The following is a 14,800-nucleotide window of genomic DNA, read 5'->3' as shown; positions in this document are numbered from 1 at the left end:
CCGGGCGCCTCACCCGCCCCGTACGCACCGGTGCTCCGGCCCGGCACCCCGGCCGACGCCGGGCTCGACCCCGGCTGGACGGGACGGCTGACCGACGGCGTCCGGGCGCTGCCGCACGGCCGGGACCCGTGGTGCGCGGGCGCCGTCGTCCTCGCCGGGCGCGGCCCGGTCGTCGCCGTCGAGGAAGCCGCCGGGTGGGCGGTCCGCTACCGTGCCCACGACCCGGCGGCCGACCGCGGCGTCCCGCTGCCCCGCGACGCCTGGGAGCCGATGCGCCCCACGACCGTCTTCGACCTGGCGTCGGTCAGCAAACTCTTCACCGCGCTCGTCGCCCTTCAGCACGTCGAACGCGGCGCCCTCACCCTCGACGAGGAGGTCCGCGCCACCCTCCCGGCCTTCGCCCCGGGCATCACCGTCCGCCACCTCCTCACGCATACGTCCGGTCTCCGCCCCGAACTGCCGCTGTACGAAGGGAGGAATCGGGCCGAGCAGTTGGCGATGGTCTGGGCGCAGGCCGCCGCGCCCGACGACCGCCCCGGCAGCGGCCCCCGCTACTCCGACCTGAACCTCCTCGCCCTGCACCTGCTGCTGGAGCGCCGCACCGGCCGGGGCCTGGCCGCCCTGGTCCGCGACGGCGTCACCGTCCCGCTGGGCCTGCACTCCACGGCGTACGGGCCGCTGGCGCCGCAGGGCGTGGCGGCGACGGAGGACCAGCGGCGGCCGTGGGCGAAGGCCGACCGCGGCATGGTGCGCGGCGAGGTGCACGACGAGAACGCCTGGGCGCTGGGCGGCGTCGCCGGGCACGCGGGCCTCTTCTCCACCGCGCAGGACCTCGCGGTCCTCTGCCGGACGCTGCTCAACGGCGGGGCGTACGGCGCGGTGCGGGTGTTGCGGCCGGAGACCGTCGCCGCCCTCCTCGACCCGCCGGGCCTCGGCTTCGCCGTCGACCAGCCGTACTTCATGGGCGAGCTGGCGGGCCGCGGCGCCGCCGGACACACCGGCTTCACCGGCACCAGCCTCGTCCTGGACCGCGCCACCGACACCTTCCTCGTCCTGCTGGCCACCACCGTCCACCCCCGCCGCCGCACCGCGGGCAGCGCACCGCGCGCCGCGGCCGCCACCTGCCTGGCGCGCGCGGTGGCGGCGTGGGACGGGGCGGGCCCGGGCTGACCGGCGGGGCGGGGGATCGGGGTTGTTCCCTAGGGGGTGGGTGGGCCCCCGGACTTGCCCTACCCGTCGGTGGGGGCGGGGACCGCGCACGATCCCCGGGAACGCCCGGAGGCTTCCCGTAGGGGTGGACGCGCCCGCCCGGCCCGCCCGGGTTGGCGCCCGGCCGCAGCCGCCCCGGGCGCCCCCGTCCCGCCCCGTAAACTTGGCCGCATGCACGACGAACTGCGCGCCGCCCTGGCCGGCCTGCTCGACGGCCTGCCGCCCACGCAGGCTGCGCGGGCCGTCGACCGGCTGATCTCCCACTACCGCGGCACCACACCCACCGACGCCCCGGTGCTCCGCGACCGCGCCGACGTCGCCGCCTACGCCGCGTACCGCATGCCCGCCACCTTCGAGGCCGTACGGTCCGCGCTGACCGCCTTCGCCGCCCGGGTGCCGGAGTTCGCGCCGCGCACCCACCTCGACATCGGCGGCGGCACCGGCGCCGCCACCTGGGCCGCCGCCGCGACCTGGGACGGCCACCGCTCCACCGTCGTGGACTGGGCGCAGCCCGCCCTGGACCTGGGCCGGGAGCTGGCCGACGGCACGCTCTCCGGCACCGAGTGGCGGCGCGGCGTCATCGGCGACGGCCTCTCCGTCCCGGAGGGCACCGACCTGGTGACCGTCTCGTACGTCCTGGGCGAGCTGCGGCCCGAGGCCCGCCGCACCGTGGTGGACGCCGCGGCCGCCGCCACCGCCGTCGTCCTGATCGAACCGGGCACCCCCGACGGCTACCTCCGCATCCGTGAGGCCCGCGAGCAACTGACCGCCGCCGGGCTGCGGATCGTCGCGCCCTGCCCGCACGGCGCCGCCTGCCCGATCGTGCCCGGCGAGGACTGGTGCCACTTCGCCGCCCGGGTCAGCCGCTCCTCCCTGCACCGCCAGGTCAAGGGCGGCTCGCTGGCGTACGAGGACGAGAAGTTCTCCTACGTCGCGGCGGTCCGGCTGCCCGCGGCCCCCACTGCGCCCGCGGCGGACCGCATCGTCCGCAAACCGCAGCTCCGTAAGGGCCAGGTGCTGCTGGACCTGTGCACCGCGGAGGAGGGGCTGCGCCGTACGACGGTGACCAAGCGCCACGGCACGCAGTACCGCGCGGCCCGGGACGCGGCCTGGGGCGACGCCTGGGGGTGACCGCCGGACCCCGGCTCCTGCGAGACGACCCGTCTCGCCCAGGCGCCCCGCTCGGTACGATCGCGCCATGCCCACCACCCCCTCGCCCCACGCCGCGCGCCGCAGCGAGCGCTCCCGCCGCGCGATCTTCGACGCTGCCCTCGCCCTGGTCGGCGAGGTCGGCTACCCGCGCCTGACCATCGAGGGCATCGCCTCCCGCGCCGGGGTCGGCAAGCAGACGATCTACCGCTGGTGGCCCTCCAAGGCGGCGGTGCTGCTCGACGCGTTCACCGAGGGCGTCGACAGCTACGGCGAGGGGCTGCCCGACACCGGCGACCTGGCCGCCGACCTGAAGTACGTCCTGCGGGCCACCTGCGACGAGTTCAACGACCCGGCCTTCCAGGCGCCCTACCGCGCGCTCGCCGCCGCGGGCGCCGCCGACGAGGAGCTGTCCCGCGCCTTTCTCGCCCGCCTGCTGGAGCCCGGCTTCGCCGTCTACGAGGCCCGGCTGCGCGCCGCCCGGGACGCCGGGGAGATCGCCCCGGACGCCGACCCCCGCATCGTCACCGAGATGCTGCTGAGTCCCTTCTCACAGCGCTGGCTGATGCGCACCGGCGAACTGACCCACGCCTACACCGACACCCTCGTCGACCTGGTACTCCGCGCGGTGCGCCCCCACGACTGAGCCGCGCGCCCGGCGTGCGCTCCCTCGTACGGGATGGCAAATGCCTGCTTCGTCCGCCCCGTACGGGCCCCGGATCCGGACACAGGTCCCCCGGAGCGCAGGATGGTGGCAGCATTGTTCCCAGACCACCGCTCGAATTGAGGGGATAGATGGAACGCAAGAGCAGGTTCTCCCAGTGGCTGCGTCGGCCGAAGAGCGGATCGGACGGCGATGAGACGGACACGGGATCGGCGGCCGCGCGCGGCCGCGAGGACCTGCTGCTGGCGGCGGCCGACGCGGGCTTCCCCATCGCCCCCGCCGCGCACCCGTCCGGCTACGGTTGCTCCTGCGAACGCATCGGCTGTCCCACCCCCGGCCGCCACCCCGTCTCCTTCGGCTGGCAGACCGTCGCCACCACCGACCGCGACAAGGTCGCCGCCTGGGTCCGCACCCTCCCGCAGGCCAACTTCATCACCTCCACCGGCATCGCCCACGACGTCCTCGACGTCCCCGCCGAGGCCGGACGCACCGCCCTGGAACGCCTGGAGGCCGCCTCCGTCGAGCTGGGCCCGGTCTCGCTGAGCGGCGCCGGTATCGGCGACGGCCGGATGCTCTTCTACACCGCCACCCGCGGCACCCCGGACGACGAGGACGAATGGTGGCCGTGCGAGCTGGACTGCCACCCCGAGACGATGGACGAGCACCCGGGCCTGCGCTGGCACTGCCGCGGCAGCTACGTCCTGCTGCCGCCGTCCCGCCTCCCCGGTGACCGGCCCGCCGTGTCCTGGCTGCGCGGCCCCGAGCGCCCGCTGCCCGACCCGCTGACGCTGCTGGAAACCCTCACCGACGCCTGCGCCGAGTTCATCGGCCGCACCCCCGACCACGAGACGACCGCCTGGCCCATCGGCCGCTGACCCGGGCCCGCCGGGACGCCCGGCGGGCCACCGCCACGGCGCACCTCCCGGACGCCGCGCGCCTGCCTCTCCCGGCGCCCGCACCCTTCGGCGCCGCTCTACGGCACCTTCGCCGACGTCCGCGCCTCGACGTAGTTCAGCACTGCGACCTTGCCGCCCGCGCTCTTCGCCGGGACCTTCACGACCTGCGCCGTCAGATTCGTCAGCGTGATCTTCGTGGCCTGTTCCACCGGCTTGTCCATGACGCCCTGCACCTGCGGCGACACCTGCATCGTCGAGCCCTCGGACACCGTCTTCTGCTGGTGGTAGTAGCTCGCGAAGAACACCAGCGCCCCGCCGTCCGCCGTCCGCAGCGCCACCGGCGCGAACCGCGCCGACTGGTCCAGGTACTGGATCTGCGACCCCGGCGTGCGGGACTTCGCCTCGCGGTCCCGGCGCCAGGCATCGGTGCGGAAGCCCGGCGCGAACAGATCGCCCTTGCCGGTCCGCAGATAGTCCGTGTACGCCTTGCTCAGCCGCGCCGGGTCCACCACCAGGCCGTTCCCGCCGTCCGCGGGCACCGGCTCCGCGAACCCGTCCGCGTCCGTCCTGAACTGCGGCACCTGGTCGCCGGAGAGCGTCGCCAGATACGCCGCCCGCCACGGGGCGTCGGCGGCGGTGCGGCTGAACACCAGGAACCAGCGGGAGAGTTGCCCGCTGCCGCCCCGGCGGTTGCTGACCGCGTCGGCCAGGAAGAAACGCGGCCAGCCCGCCTGCTTCGGGACCGTGAAATGCGGGTCGCGGAAGGTCAGCGGGCTGGCGTTGGGGTTGCCCTGCGGATGCGCGGCGTGGGCGGACTTGATGCCCGCCCGGTCGATCATGAGCAGCGCGTCCGACTCGTACGAGGCGTTGACGGCCGGATCCAGCGTGCGGTTCGCCTTGTTGAAGCCGTCGGTGAAGTGCTTCAGCGCCTTGGTGGCGTCAGCCTTCGTCACCGCCGGGACGATCTCCCGCTCGCCGTGCACCGTCACGCACCCGGTCAGCATCGCCAGCGCCGCTGCTGCCGACGTCAGTGTGAGCGGCACCCGGAACGGCGACCTGCGTGTCATGGGGCTCGGGCTCCTTCGGGGCGACCGGGGCGGGCGCGGAGGCCGCCGGGGTGGCGGGATTCGGCGCCACCCTACCGGGGGAGAGGAACACCGCGAGCGTGGGGACCAGATACGCCGCCCACACCACGACCTGGAGCACCGTCGGATCCGGCTGGAAGTTGAAGACGCCCTTCAGCAGGGTGCCGTACCAACTGTCCGCCGGGATCTGGTCGCTGACGTCGAACGCCAGGGTCGACAGCCCCGGCAGTGCGCCCGCCTCCTGAAGGTCGTGGACGCCGTACGCGAGGACGCCCGCCGCGACGATCACCAGCATCCCGCCGGTCCAGGTGAAGAACTTCGCGAGGTTGATGCGGACCGCACCCCGGTAGAACAGCCAGCCCAGCACCACCGACGTCGCCAGGCCCAACAGCGCGCCGACCAGCGGCCGGACGCCGTCCTGCGCCGACTGCGCCGCCGTCCAGATGAACAGCGCGGTCTCCAGGCCCTCGCGTCCCACCGACAGGAACGCGGTGATCACCAGCGCCGTGGTGCCCATCGCCAGCGCGGCGTCCAGCTTGCCGTGCAGCTCCTTCTTCAGATGCCGCGCGGTGCGCCGCATCCAGAACACCATCCACGTCACCAGGCACACCGCGATGATCGACAGCGAGCCGCCCAGCGCCTCCTGCGCCTGGAACGTCAGCGTCTGCGAACCGAACTGCAGCGCCGCGCCGAACCCGAACGACAGCACCACGGCGAGCGCGATCCCCGCCCATACCGGACGCAGCGCCTCCCGCCGCCCCGTCTTGACCAGATAGGCGATGAGGATGCAGACGACGAGGCTGGCCTCCAGCCCCTCGCGCAGACCGATCAGATAGTTGCCGAACACGTCGGTCCCTTCTCTTCCTTCATGGCGTTCGTGGCGTACGGCGGTGGTGGTGCGGGCGGTTCAGGCGGACGGCGTGAACAGCGCCCGGCCCCACCAGTCGGCGGCGTCCCGGACGCCCGGCGGCACCGCGAACACCGCGGAACCGACGTGCTGGATGTACTCGTTGAGCGCGTCGTGCCGCGCCAGCTTCTGCTGCAACGGCACGAACCCGTGCCGGACATCGCGCTGGTAGGCGAGGAAGAACAGCCCCGCGTCCAGCCGCCCCAGCCCGTCGGTGCCGTCGGTGAAGGAGTAGCCGCGGCGCAGGATGCGGATGCCGCCGTTGCTGTCGGGGTGCGCGAGGCGGACGTGCGCGGTCGGCAGCATCGACGGCAGATGCGCCGCGTCCCGCTCGTGGCTGCGGCCCGCCGGGGCGCCCTCGGCCTTGTCCCGCCCGAAGACGTCCTCCTGCTCCTTGAGGGAGGTGCGGTCCCAGGTCTCGATGTGCATCCGGATGCGCCGCGCGACGAGGTACGAGCCGCCGGCCATCCACGCCGCGTCGCCCTTCGCCTCCGCGGCGGGCACCCAGACGTGCTTGTCCAGCGACTTCGGGTCGTCGCCCGCGACGTTCTCGGTGCCGTCCTTGAAGCCGAACATGTTCCGCGGGGTCTGCGCGCCCGGCGTCGTCGACGACGTCTTGCCGAAGCCCAGCTGCGACCAGCGGATGGCGACCTTGCCGAAGCCGATCCGGGCGAGGTTGCGGATGGCGTGCACCGCGACCTGCGGATCGTCCGCGCACGCCTGGACGCACAGGTCGCCGCCGCTGCGCGCCTTGTCGAGGTTGTCGCCGGGGAACTGCGGCAGATCGATCAGCGCGTCCGGCCGCCGGTCCTTGATCCCGAAGCGGTCCTTGCCGTCCTTGCCGAAGAGCGTCGGGCCGACGCCGAACGTCAGCGTCAGCCGGGACGGCGGCAGGCCGAGCGCCTCGCCGGTGTCGTCCGGCGGCGCCTCGGCGAGCCCGCCGACCGCGCCGTCGCCGACCGCGTCGCCCGCCGTCATCGCGGCCGCCGCCTTCGTCCACTCCTTGAGCAGCGAGATCAGCGCCTCGCGGTCGTCGGTGGTGACATCGAACGCCGCGAAGTGCAGCCGGTCCTGGACGGCGGTGGCGATGCCCGCCTGGTGCGCGCCGTGGAACGGCACGGCCGCTCCGGCGGCGGCGTCCGCGTCCGCCGGAGCGGCGTCGCCGGAGCGCAGCGCGGTGGCGGTGCCGCCCGCCGCGACGGCGCCGAGCGCCAGCCCCGCACCGCCCCAGCCCAGCAGCTTCCGCCGCGAGGGCTTGGAGCCCTCCGCGGGCTTCTCCTCCGCGGGCGTCTCGTCCACCGGCTCGGTCACTTGGTCACCGCCACGGCCGCGGCCAGCTTCGACAGCGGCTCGGCCAGCGCGTTCACGCTGTCCGACAGCTTCTTACGGGCCTCCTTGCCGACCGTGTCGTACGAGACGAAACCGTCTGCGGAGCCCTTGTCGCGGTGGTCGTCGAGCCGGGCGTGGATCTCCTTGAACTGCCGGTCGAGCTCCTTCGTCAGCTCCGGGTCGTTCTTCGACACCACCGGCTTCAGCAGGTCGTACGCCTTCTGGGCGCCCTCGACGTTGCCCTGGAAGTCGACCAGGTCGGTGTGGCTGTAGCGCTCCTCCTCGCCGGTGACCTTGCCGGTGGCGACCTCGTCGAGGAGTTCCTTGGCGCCGTTGGCCATGCTGGTCGGGGTGATGTCGGCGGTGCCGACGCGCTTCTGCCAGTCCTTGAGGTCGTCGATCAGCTGCGCGGCCAGCTTCTTGTCGTCCGCGGAGATCTTCTTCTCCTGCCAGAGCGACTTCTCCAGCCGGTGCCAGCCGGTCCACTTCTGGCCGTCCTCCAGACCGTCCGCGCGCACATCGACCTTCGGGTCGATGTCCCCGAACGACTCGGCGACCGGCTCGGTGCGCTCCCAGCCGACGCGGGAGAGGGCGTACGTCTTCTTCGCCTCCGCCACGTCCCCGGCGCGCACCGCGTCGGCGAACTTCTGCGCGGCGGGCAGCGTCCGGTCGGCCTCCTGCTGAACGTAGGTGCGGTACGCGGCGACGGCGGCGTCGAGGCGAGGGTCGCGCTTGGCGTCGGCGCCCTTGCCGTCGGCCGTCAGCTTCTGACGGATGCCGTCGCCCTTCATCCCGGGCTTGCAGGCGACCTCGTAGTGGCCCGGCTTGATCTCGGCGGTGATCTCCGCGCTGGTGCCGGGGCCGATGTTCTCCCGCTCGGTGACGATGCGGTCGCCGGGCGCGTAGACGTAGACCTCGGTGACCTTGGAGCCCTTGTTCTGCACGGCGAAGCGGACGTGCCCGGCGGGGAACGTGTCGGCCGACAGTTCACAGGCGTTGTCGCTCGCCGCCACCTCGATCACCCCCTTGCCGCCCTTGCTGTCACTCTTGGCCGCACAGCCGGAGACGACGGTCAGGGCCGCGGCCACGGCGACGGCGGCGACGACGGGTGAGCGGAGGGCTCGCATGCGGGGCTCCAGTGGAGGCGAGGGACGGTACGGGGTTGCTAAGGCAGCCCTAAGTTATCTGAGGCTTACCTGAAAGATGCCCTCGTACGTCCGTGATCCGGCTCTCACGGGACACGGTGCGATGACGGAACAGTCGGATTTGCGTCACGGAAAAGTCATCGAATCGTCAAGTAAGGGGCGCCGTGGCCGGATGGCTGTGACAGGCGGCGGCCTGGCTGGATTCTTTCCTTCGCCGTCCGAACGTGACGGAGCCGGGCGCCGCCCCGCATGACACCGCTTCATGTGGCCCGCATCACGTTCGCGTGGGGGCTCAGACTGGCCCGATGACCGACATCGAAGTGCTCCGGGTGTTCTGCGGCGACGACGGCGCGGGCGGTAATCCGCTGGGCGTCGTCCGCGCCGGCGCCGCCCTGCCCGACCGGGCCGCGCGCACCGCCCTCGCCGCCGAACTCGGCTACAGCGAAACGGTGTTCCTCGACGACCCCGCACGCGGCACCGTCGACATCCACACCCCCTCCGTCCGCCTGCCGTTCGCCGGCCACCCCCTCGTCGGCCTCGCCTGGCTGCTGCGTGACCTCGGCCGCCCGACAGGCGTCCTGCGCCCACCGGCCGGTGAGGTGGCCGTCGCGTACGAGGGCGACACGGTCTGGGTGCGCGGCCGCGCCGCCTGGGTGACCGGGCGCAGCTGTGTGCGGTACGGCTCGCCCGCCGAGGTCGACGCGCTGCCCGCGCCGCCGCCCGGCGAGGGCTGGCTGTACGCCTGGGCCTGGCAGGACGAGACCGCCGGTACGGTGCGCGCCCGCGGCTTCCCCCGGCGCGGTGACGCGGTCACCGAGGACGAGGCGACCGGCGCCGCCGCCCTGCTCCTCGCCGATCAGCTCGGCCGTCCCCTGGACATCCGCCAGGGCGCGGCCTCCCGCATCCTGACCCGGCCGGGCCCGGACGGCACCGTCGAGGTCGGCGGCCGGGTCCGACGGGCCTGACGGCGGCGGGGTGGGGCCCGGCGGCCGGGCGGATGCGCCCCGCCCCGGACCCGCCCGCCCGGCCCTACGCGCTCAGCGGGAACCGCTCGCTCAGCGCGTGGAACACCGCGTCGTTCAGCGCGAAGGCCCGCTTGCACTCGTCGATGATCCGCTGCTTCTCCAGATCGTCCGCCGGGACCGCGTCCAGCAGCGCGCGGTACTCACGCTTGAAGGCGGCGGGGTGGGCGATCCGCTCGAAGACGTAGAAGCGCACCCCGTCGCCCTTGGGGGCGAAGCCCCACTCCTTCTCGGCGGTGGCGCGCAGCACCTGCCCGCCCGAGAGGTCGCCGAGGTAGCGGGTGTAGTGGTGTGCGACGAAACCGCCGGGCCAGTGGCGCGCGCAGTGCCGGATGCGGTCGGTGTACGCCACCGTCTCCGGCAGCGGCGTCACCCGCGCGTGCCAGGACGGGCCGTGGAAATGGGCCAGATCGCGCGCCAGCTCCGGCGCGCGGGTCAGCTCGGGGCGGACGAACGGACCGGCGACCGGGTCCCCGGCCAGCCGCTCCGCCTCCTCCTCCAGGGCGCCGTAGACGAACCACAGCTGCTCGGTGTAGCAGCGGTAGGCGGTCACGCCGTGCCGGGCGCCGATGAGGTCGGCCAGGAACGAATCGCCCGAGGTGGCGTCGTGCTGCGGGCGCGAGGCGGTGCGCAGCAGCGTCGAGAAGGGGGCGGGCGCGGACGAGGTCGTGCTGGTGGTGTCCAAGGCTGACCTCCGGGAACGGGTGACTTAGGTAAGCCTGAGTAGACCCGTGGCGGACGCCCGGGTCAACCCGTTCCCGACGATCTGTCGGTAAATATTCGGTGCGTGGCGATGCCGCGTGCGCGGCGCCAGGTCAGGGCAGCGTCAGGATCTCCGCGCCGGTGTCCGTCACCACCAGCGTGTGCTCGAACTGCGCGGTCCGCCTGCGGTCCTTCGTCACGACCGTCCAGCCGTCGTCCCACATGTCGTACTCGTACGAGCCCAGCGTCAGCATCGGCTCGATGGTGAACGTCATCCCGGGCACGATGTCCGTCGTGTGGTGCGGGCTGTCGTAGTGCGGAACGATCAGACCGGAGTGGAACGACGTGTTGATGCCGTGCCCGGTGAAGTCCCGCACGACGCCGTAGCCGAACCGTTTGGCGTACGACTCGATGACCCGGCCGATGATGTTGATCTGGCGGCCCGGCCTGACGGCCTTGATCGCGCGGTTCAGGGCCTCCCGCGTCCGCTCCACCAGCAGCTTCGACTCCTCGTCGACATCGCCGCACAGATACGTGGCGTTGTTGTCGCCGTGCACGCCGTTGATATAGGCGGTCACGTCGAGATTGACGATGTCGCCGTCCTTCAGGACGGTCGAGTCGGGGATGCCGTGGCAGATGACCTCGTTGAGCGAGGAGCACAGCGACTTGGGGAAGCCGCGGTAGCCGAGTGTGGACGGGTAGGCGCCGTGGTCGCACATGAACGCGTGGGCCACCCGGTCGAGTTCGTCGGTGGTCACACCGGGAGCGATCAGCTTGGCGGCCTCCGCCATCGCCTGCGCGGCGATCCGGCCGGCGATCCGCATCCGCTCGATCGTGTCGGCGTCCTGCACCTCGGGACCGCTGTACGGGGTGGGCGCGGCCTTCCCGACGTATTCGGGCCGCGGGATCGAGGCGGGGACAGGGCGGGTGGGGGAGATTTTCCCCGGGACAAGAAGCGACTGGCCAGACATGCCAGCGAGTGTATCGGCGGGCCATCGGGCAGGATGGCGGCACGGAAACGGACCACAGGAGGCGGCGATGGCGCTGTTCAAGAGGAGGACCGAGGGCAGGCCCGGAGAGTGGTTCTACTGCCTGCGGCACCAGAAGGTCGAGGAGGGCCCCGAATGCCGGGCCGCCGACCGCTTCGGCCCGTACGCCACCCGCGAGGAGGCGGCGCACGCCATGGAGACGGCCCGCGAACGCAACCTGGAGTGGGAGACCGACCCCCGCTGGCACGACAGCGGCAAGAAAGACGACCCGGAGTCCTGACGAAGAAGGGCGTTCCGGAGCCCTCACTGCATTCCACGTGACTTCATATCGTTACTCTCCCCATTCTTGACGTTACGACCGGTAGTGGCGTTCACTTCAGCCGTTCCAGGGCGGCCCACGGGGGAGAATCCGAAATGAACGCACAACCGCGCAGAATCCTCACCGGCGCATTGGCCCTTTCCCTGACCCTGCCGCTGGCCGCCTGCGGGAGTGAACAGCCGAAGGCGCCGAGCGGCAACAGATCCATCGGATTGCTGCTGCCGGACAGGGCCGCGCGTTACGACGATTTCGACCGCCGCATCATGGCCCCGAAGATCGGCGCCCGCTGCCTGGAATGCAAGATCGAATACCGAAACGCCCAGGGTGACGTGGAAACGCAGCGACGCCAGTTCGAGGAGATGGTGCGCGACGGCGTCCGCGTCGTCGTCCTCGACGCGGTCGACGCCCGGGCGGCGGGCCCGTGGGTGGACGCCGCCGCGAAGAAGGGCGTCAAGGTCGTCGCCTACGACCGGCTCGCCGAGGGCGCCATCGCCGCGTATGTCTCCTACGACAACGAGAAGATCGGCAAACTGCAGGCCGAGGGCCTGGTCACGGCCCTCGGGGCGCGCGCCGCCACCGCCCGGGTGGTGATGCTCAACGGCTCGCCCTCCGACCCCAACGCCGTTGCCTTCAAGAAGGGCGCCCACGCCGTCCTCGACCGCAAGGTCGACCGGATCGTCTACGAGAAGGACATTCCCGGCTGGTCCGTACCGCTGGCCCGGAAGAAGATCACCGAAGCGGTGAACACCCTCGGCCCGACCGGATTCGACGCGGTCTACGCCGCCAACGACGGAATGGCGGGCGCCGCCGCCGACGTACTCGAAGCGGCCGGTGCACACCGCATCCCGCTCGGCGGTCAGGACGCCGAACTCGCCGCACTGCAAAGGTTGGTGAAGGGTGTTCAGGCCTTCACCGTTTACAAGGAAGTCCGGCCCGAGGCACAAACCGCCGGGGAAATCGCGGTCAATCTGCTCCAGGGAAAGAGCATCGGTTCCCTGACCCCGGCAACCGTCGACAGCAAGAGTCATTCGCATATTCCCGCGAAGCTCTTCAACGCCCGGCTCGTCACCCGGAAAAACATGGCCGACACCGTGATCCGCGACGGCGCGGTCCGTGCCGACCTCATCTGCACCAAGGACCTTGCGGCCGACTGCGCCGCCCTCGGCCTCGACTGACGCAGCCGGGCCCGGCGCCCGTCACCACCGGGGCGGCGGCGGTGACGTCAGCGCATCGGCCAGGCGGGAGAGCCGGTCGCGGAAGCGGCGGCGGCCGCGCGGGGCGGGCCTGCCGTTCTCCCCGGCGGCGGCGCTGACCAGGTGCTGCACCGTCTCCAGATCGAGCGGACGAGGCGTCGGCGCCGCCCTCCGCCGACGGCGGCGCCGCCAGCGCCTCGTGCGCCAGCGCGTGCAACTCGTCGTCCCCGCCGTCCAGCGCCAGCACCGTGGCGCCGCCGCGCCGCGCGTCGTGGACCCGCTCCAGCAGCCCGGCGCCCCCGGCGAGACGACCAGCAGCGTGTCACCCCGCCCGGCCGCCGCCAGCCGCTCCGTGGAGACCGCCAGATGCGCCGGGCTCCCGGCGGGCACCCGGTGCCGCACCAGCGTCGGCGACAGCTCCGGCAGCCCCGACCAGGCCGCCTCGTCGTCCAGATGCGCCGCCAGATGCCACGGTTCGTACGTCTCGCCGCCCACCAGCAGCAGCCCGCCCTGCGGGGTGACCGAGGAGCGCAGCGCCCCGGCGAAGCGGCGGGTGGCCTGTAGCCACTCCGTCCCGGCGAGAACGTCGCGCAGCAACGCGACCCGTACGGCTTCCATGGCCCGGCATCCTCCCGCAGTGCCCGCCATCCCGGGCCGCCCCACCCGCGCTTCACCCGAAAGGGGGCGCGGCCCCCGGGGCGGCTCCCTCCGCCGCCCCGGGGCCCGCCGTTCCGGGGCGCGCAGCGGCGGCGCCCGGCTCGCCGGCCAGATGGTCGCGCGGCGCGTCCGGGTTCCGCAGCCGGTGCAGCCGGCCCGGCACATCGCAGCCGACCAGCACCACCACCAGCAGCGTCCCGGCGAACGTCAGCCCCGCCAGCGCACCGCCCAGCGACCGGCCCTCGGCAAGCCGCGCCCCCAGTACCGGCGCCACCGCTCCGCCCAGCGCCCCCACGTTGTACGTGAAGCCCAGCCCGGCGCCGCGGCCCGCGGTCGGGAAGTGCCCGCCGAGGTAACGGGGCAGCAGCCCGGAAACCCCGAAGCTCAGCCCCTGGAGCACGAAGAGCAGCACCCCGAGCAGGACCGGATGGTCCCCGACCGCGAACACCGGGAAGACGAACACCAGCGACGCCAGCAGCGTGTACACGTACGCCCGCCGCGCCCCGAACCGGTCCCCGGCGAACCCCGCCAGCCAGCAGCCCGCCATCGTGCCGAACCCCGCGAAGTACAGGACGTCGGTGACCTGCCCCGCGTCGTAGTGCAGCTCCGTCTTCAGATACGTCGGCAGCAGTGCCTGGAGTGGCCAGCTGTAGAGGAACGCGACGAACACCGTGGCGCTCAGCGAGAGGTACAGCACCCACCCGCGGGCTCCGCCCAGCTGCACCGCCAGCGCGACGAGGGCCAGCCCGCCGCCCGCCGCCAGCTCCGGCACCGCGCCCGCGCCGACCGGCGTGAACACCCCGAACAGCGCGGCCGTCGCCACCGCCGCCACCACGCTGTTGACGGCCGCCCGCAAAGGTGTCGCGAACAGCGGCCGGAACGGGTCCGGCCCCGCCGCCCGCTCCCCGACGGCCGCCCGCCACTCCGCCGTCTCCGGCAGCGACCGGCGCACCCACAGCGCCACCGCGAGCGGCAGCAGCCCGAGGTAGAACATCCAGCGCCAGCCCAGCGCCGGGACGACCCACTTGTAGCACTCGGCGGCGGCCACCGAGCCCAGGGAGAACCCGGAGATCAGAAAGCCGCTGGCCCGCCCGCGGAACCGGGCCGGCCAGCTCTCCAGGACATACGTCGCGCTCGCGCCGTACTCACCGGCCATGCCCATGCCGATCAGCAGCCGGGCGGTGAACAGGCTGGTGTAGTCCCAGGCGAAGCCGCAGGCGAACGTGGCGCCCGCGTACAGCGCGATCGACGCGACCATTGCCGCCCTCCGCCCGAAGCGGTCCCCGACCGCCCCGAGCACCGCGCCGCCCAGCCACCGCGTGATGAACGCCCCCGACACCAGACCGGCCGCCCGCACCGTGTCCAGGCCGAACTCCGCGCCGATCTCCGTCAGGACGAGCGTGATCAGGACGAAGTCGAAGCCGTCGAGGACATAGCCGAGCCAGGCGGCGAAGAACGCCTTCCACCGGGCGCCGCCCACCTCCCGGTACCACGGAACGGCGTCCCGGGGCGGCTGCTGCGGCGTGTGCACGGT

General features: G+C 73.1%; 14 protein-coding genes and 1 pseudogene. 7 read left to right on the top strand and 8 right to left on the bottom strand.

Annotation, left to right across the window (positions count from 1 at the left end; translation table 11 throughout):
* Window positions 1-30 precede the first annotated feature (30 nt).
* The 4 genes from OG422_RS08440 to OG422_RS08425 all read left to right on the top strand — a co-directional run bounded on the left by OG422_RS08440 (window position 31) and on the right by OG422_RS08425 (window position 3,897).
* Window positions 31-1,170, top strand: a complete 1,140-nt coding sequence (locus OG422_RS08440; RefSeq protein WP_405741536.1) for a serine hydrolase domain-containing protein — start codon at window positions 31-33, stop codon at window positions 1,168-1,170.
* A 210-nt stretch (window positions 1,171-1,380) separates the two neighbouring features.
* A complete protein-coding gene (locus tag OG422_RS08435; RefSeq protein WP_405741533.1) occupies window positions 1,381-2,340 on the top strand; it encodes a small ribosomal subunit Rsm22 family protein in 960 nt (319 codons plus the stop codon).
* 67 nt (window positions 2,341-2,407) lie between these two features.
* On the top strand, window positions 2,408-3,004 hold the full coding sequence (locus OG422_RS08430) for a TetR/AcrR family transcriptional regulator (RefSeq protein WP_405741530.1): 597 nt from the start codon (window positions 2,408-2,410) through the stop codon (window positions 3,002-3,004).
* Between the two features lie 149 nt (window positions 3,005-3,153).
* On the top strand, window positions 3,154-3,897 hold the full coding sequence (locus tag OG422_RS08425; RefSeq protein ID WP_143940438.1) for a bifunctional DNA primase/polymerase: 744 nt from the start codon (window positions 3,154-3,156) through the stop codon (window positions 3,895-3,897).
* 98 nt (window positions 3,898-3,995) lie between these two features.
* Here the strand turns inward: OG422_RS08425 and OG422_RS08420 are convergent, their stop codons facing one another.
* The 4 genes from OG422_RS08420 to efeO are packed head-to-tail and all read right to left on the bottom strand — an operon-like array spanning window position 3,996 to window position 8,366.
* A complete protein-coding gene (locus OG422_RS08420; RefSeq protein WP_405741527.1) occupies window positions 3,996-4,871 on the bottom strand; it encodes a hypothetical protein in 876 nt (291 codons plus the stop codon).
* A complete protein-coding gene (efeU, locus tag OG422_RS08415) occupies window positions 4,858-5,850 on the bottom strand; it encodes an iron uptake transporter permease EfeU (RefSeq protein ID WP_405741524.1) in 993 nt (330 codons plus the stop codon). The genes OG422_RS08420 and efeU overlap by 14 nt, the downstream gene beginning before the upstream one ends.
* A 60-nt stretch (window positions 5,851-5,910) precedes the next feature.
* The gene (gene efeB / locus OG422_RS08410; RefSeq protein ID WP_405741521.1) at window positions 5,911-7,221 is read right to left on the bottom strand and encodes an iron uptake transporter deferrochelatase/peroxidase subunit; all 1,311 of its coding nucleotides are present in this window, start codon (window positions 7,219-7,221) and stop codon (window positions 5,911-5,913) included.
* Window positions 7,218-8,366, bottom strand: coding sequence for an iron uptake system protein EfeO (efeO, locus tag OG422_RS08405; protein ID WP_143940440.1), 1,149 nt, complete (start codon window positions 8,364-8,366; stop codon window positions 7,218-7,220). The genes efeB and efeO overlap by 4 nt, the downstream gene beginning before the upstream one ends.
* A 323-nt stretch (window positions 8,367-8,689) precedes the next feature.
* On the opposite strand from efeO, the gene OG422_RS08400 reads away from it, so the two are divergent.
* Window positions 8,690-9,349, top strand: coding sequence for a PhzF family phenazine biosynthesis protein (locus OG422_RS08400; protein ID WP_405741517.1), 660 nt, complete (start codon window positions 8,690-8,692; stop codon window positions 9,347-9,349).
* A 64-nt stretch (window positions 9,350-9,413) separates the two neighbouring features.
* Here OG422_RS08400 and OG422_RS08395 read toward each other — a convergent pair whose 3' ends face one another.
* Together OG422_RS08395 and map are read right to left on the bottom strand one after the other, a co-directional pair.
* Window positions 9,414-10,091: a heme oxygenase (biliverdin-producing) gene (locus tag OG422_RS08395; RefSeq protein WP_405741514.1), complete on the bottom strand. Its 678-nt coding sequence runs from the start codon at window positions 10,089-10,091 to the stop codon at window positions 9,414-9,416.
* 130 nt (window positions 10,092-10,221) lie between these two features.
* Entirely contained in the window at window positions 10,222-11,079 is an 858-nt protein-coding gene (map, locus tag OG422_RS08390) for a type I methionyl aminopeptidase (RefSeq protein WP_405741511.1), read from the bottom strand.
* A gap of 67 nt (window positions 11,080-11,146) precedes the next feature.
* On the opposite strand from map, the gene OG422_RS08385 reads away from it, so the two are divergent.
* Both OG422_RS08385 and OG422_RS08380 read left to right on the top strand, forming a co-directional pair.
* Window positions 11,147-11,377, top strand: coding sequence for a hypothetical protein (locus OG422_RS08385; RefSeq protein ID WP_143940444.1), 231 nt, complete (start codon window positions 11,147-11,149; stop codon window positions 11,375-11,377).
* A gap of 134 nt (window positions 11,378-11,511) precedes the next feature.
* A complete protein-coding gene (locus OG422_RS08380; RefSeq protein ID WP_405741508.1) occupies window positions 11,512-12,591 on the top strand; it encodes a sugar ABC transporter substrate-binding protein in 1,080 nt (359 codons plus the stop codon).
* Window positions 12,592-12,612: 21 nt separating this feature from the next.
* Here OG422_RS08380 and OG422_RS08375 read toward each other — a convergent pair.
* Together OG422_RS08375 and OG422_RS08370 are read right to left on the bottom strand one after the other, a co-directional pair.
* Window positions 12,613-13,227, bottom strand: a pseudogene (locus tag OG422_RS08375) (hypothetical protein).
* A 52-nt stretch (window positions 13,228-13,279) separates the two neighbouring features.
* Window positions 13,280-14,797, bottom strand: coding sequence for a sialate:H+ symport family MFS transporter (locus OG422_RS08370; RefSeq protein ID WP_405741505.1), 1,518 nt, complete (start codon window positions 14,795-14,797; stop codon window positions 13,280-13,282).
* Window positions 14,798-14,800 lie beyond the last annotated feature (3 nt).

Source organism: Streptomyces sp. NBC_01525, from assembly GCF_045040405.1.
GTDB lineage: Bacteria > Actinomycetota > Actinomycetes > Streptomycetales > Streptomycetaceae > Streptomyces > Streptomyces benahoarensis.
Note: the sequence above shows the minus strand (reverse complement) of the source record. Positions and strands in the feature narration are given on the sequence as shown.

Coding starts and splice junctions, on each gene's coding strand:
- map (WP_405741511.1), bottom strand. CDS start 11,079: ATGTCTGGCCAGTCGCTTCTTGTCCCGGGGAAAATCTCCCCCACCCGC.
- OG422_RS08435 (WP_405741533.1), top strand. CDS start 1,381: ATGCACGACGAACTGCGCGCCGCCCTGGCCGGCCTGCTCGACGGCCTG.
- OG422_RS08425 (WP_143940438.1), top strand. CDS start 3,154: ATGGAACGCAAGAGCAGGTTCTCCCAGTGGCTGCGTCGGCCGAAGAGC.
- OG422_RS08400 (WP_405741517.1), top strand. CDS start 8,690: ATGACCGACATCGAAGTGCTCCGGGTGTTCTGCGGCGACGACGGCGCG.
- OG422_RS08430 (WP_405741530.1), top strand. CDS start 2,408: ATGCCCACCACCCCCTCGCCCCACGCCGCGCGCCGCAGCGAGCGCTCC.
- efeO (WP_143940440.1), bottom strand. CDS start 8,366: ATGCGAGCCCTCCGCTCACCCGTCGTCGCCGCCGTCGCCGTGGCCGCG.
- OG422_RS08380 (WP_405741508.1), top strand. CDS start 11,512: ATGAACGCACAACCGCGCAGAATCCTCACCGGCGCATTGGCCCTTTCC.
- OG422_RS08385 (WP_143940444.1), top strand. CDS start 11,147: ATGGCGCTGTTCAAGAGGAGGACCGAGGGCAGGCCCGGAGAGTGGTTC.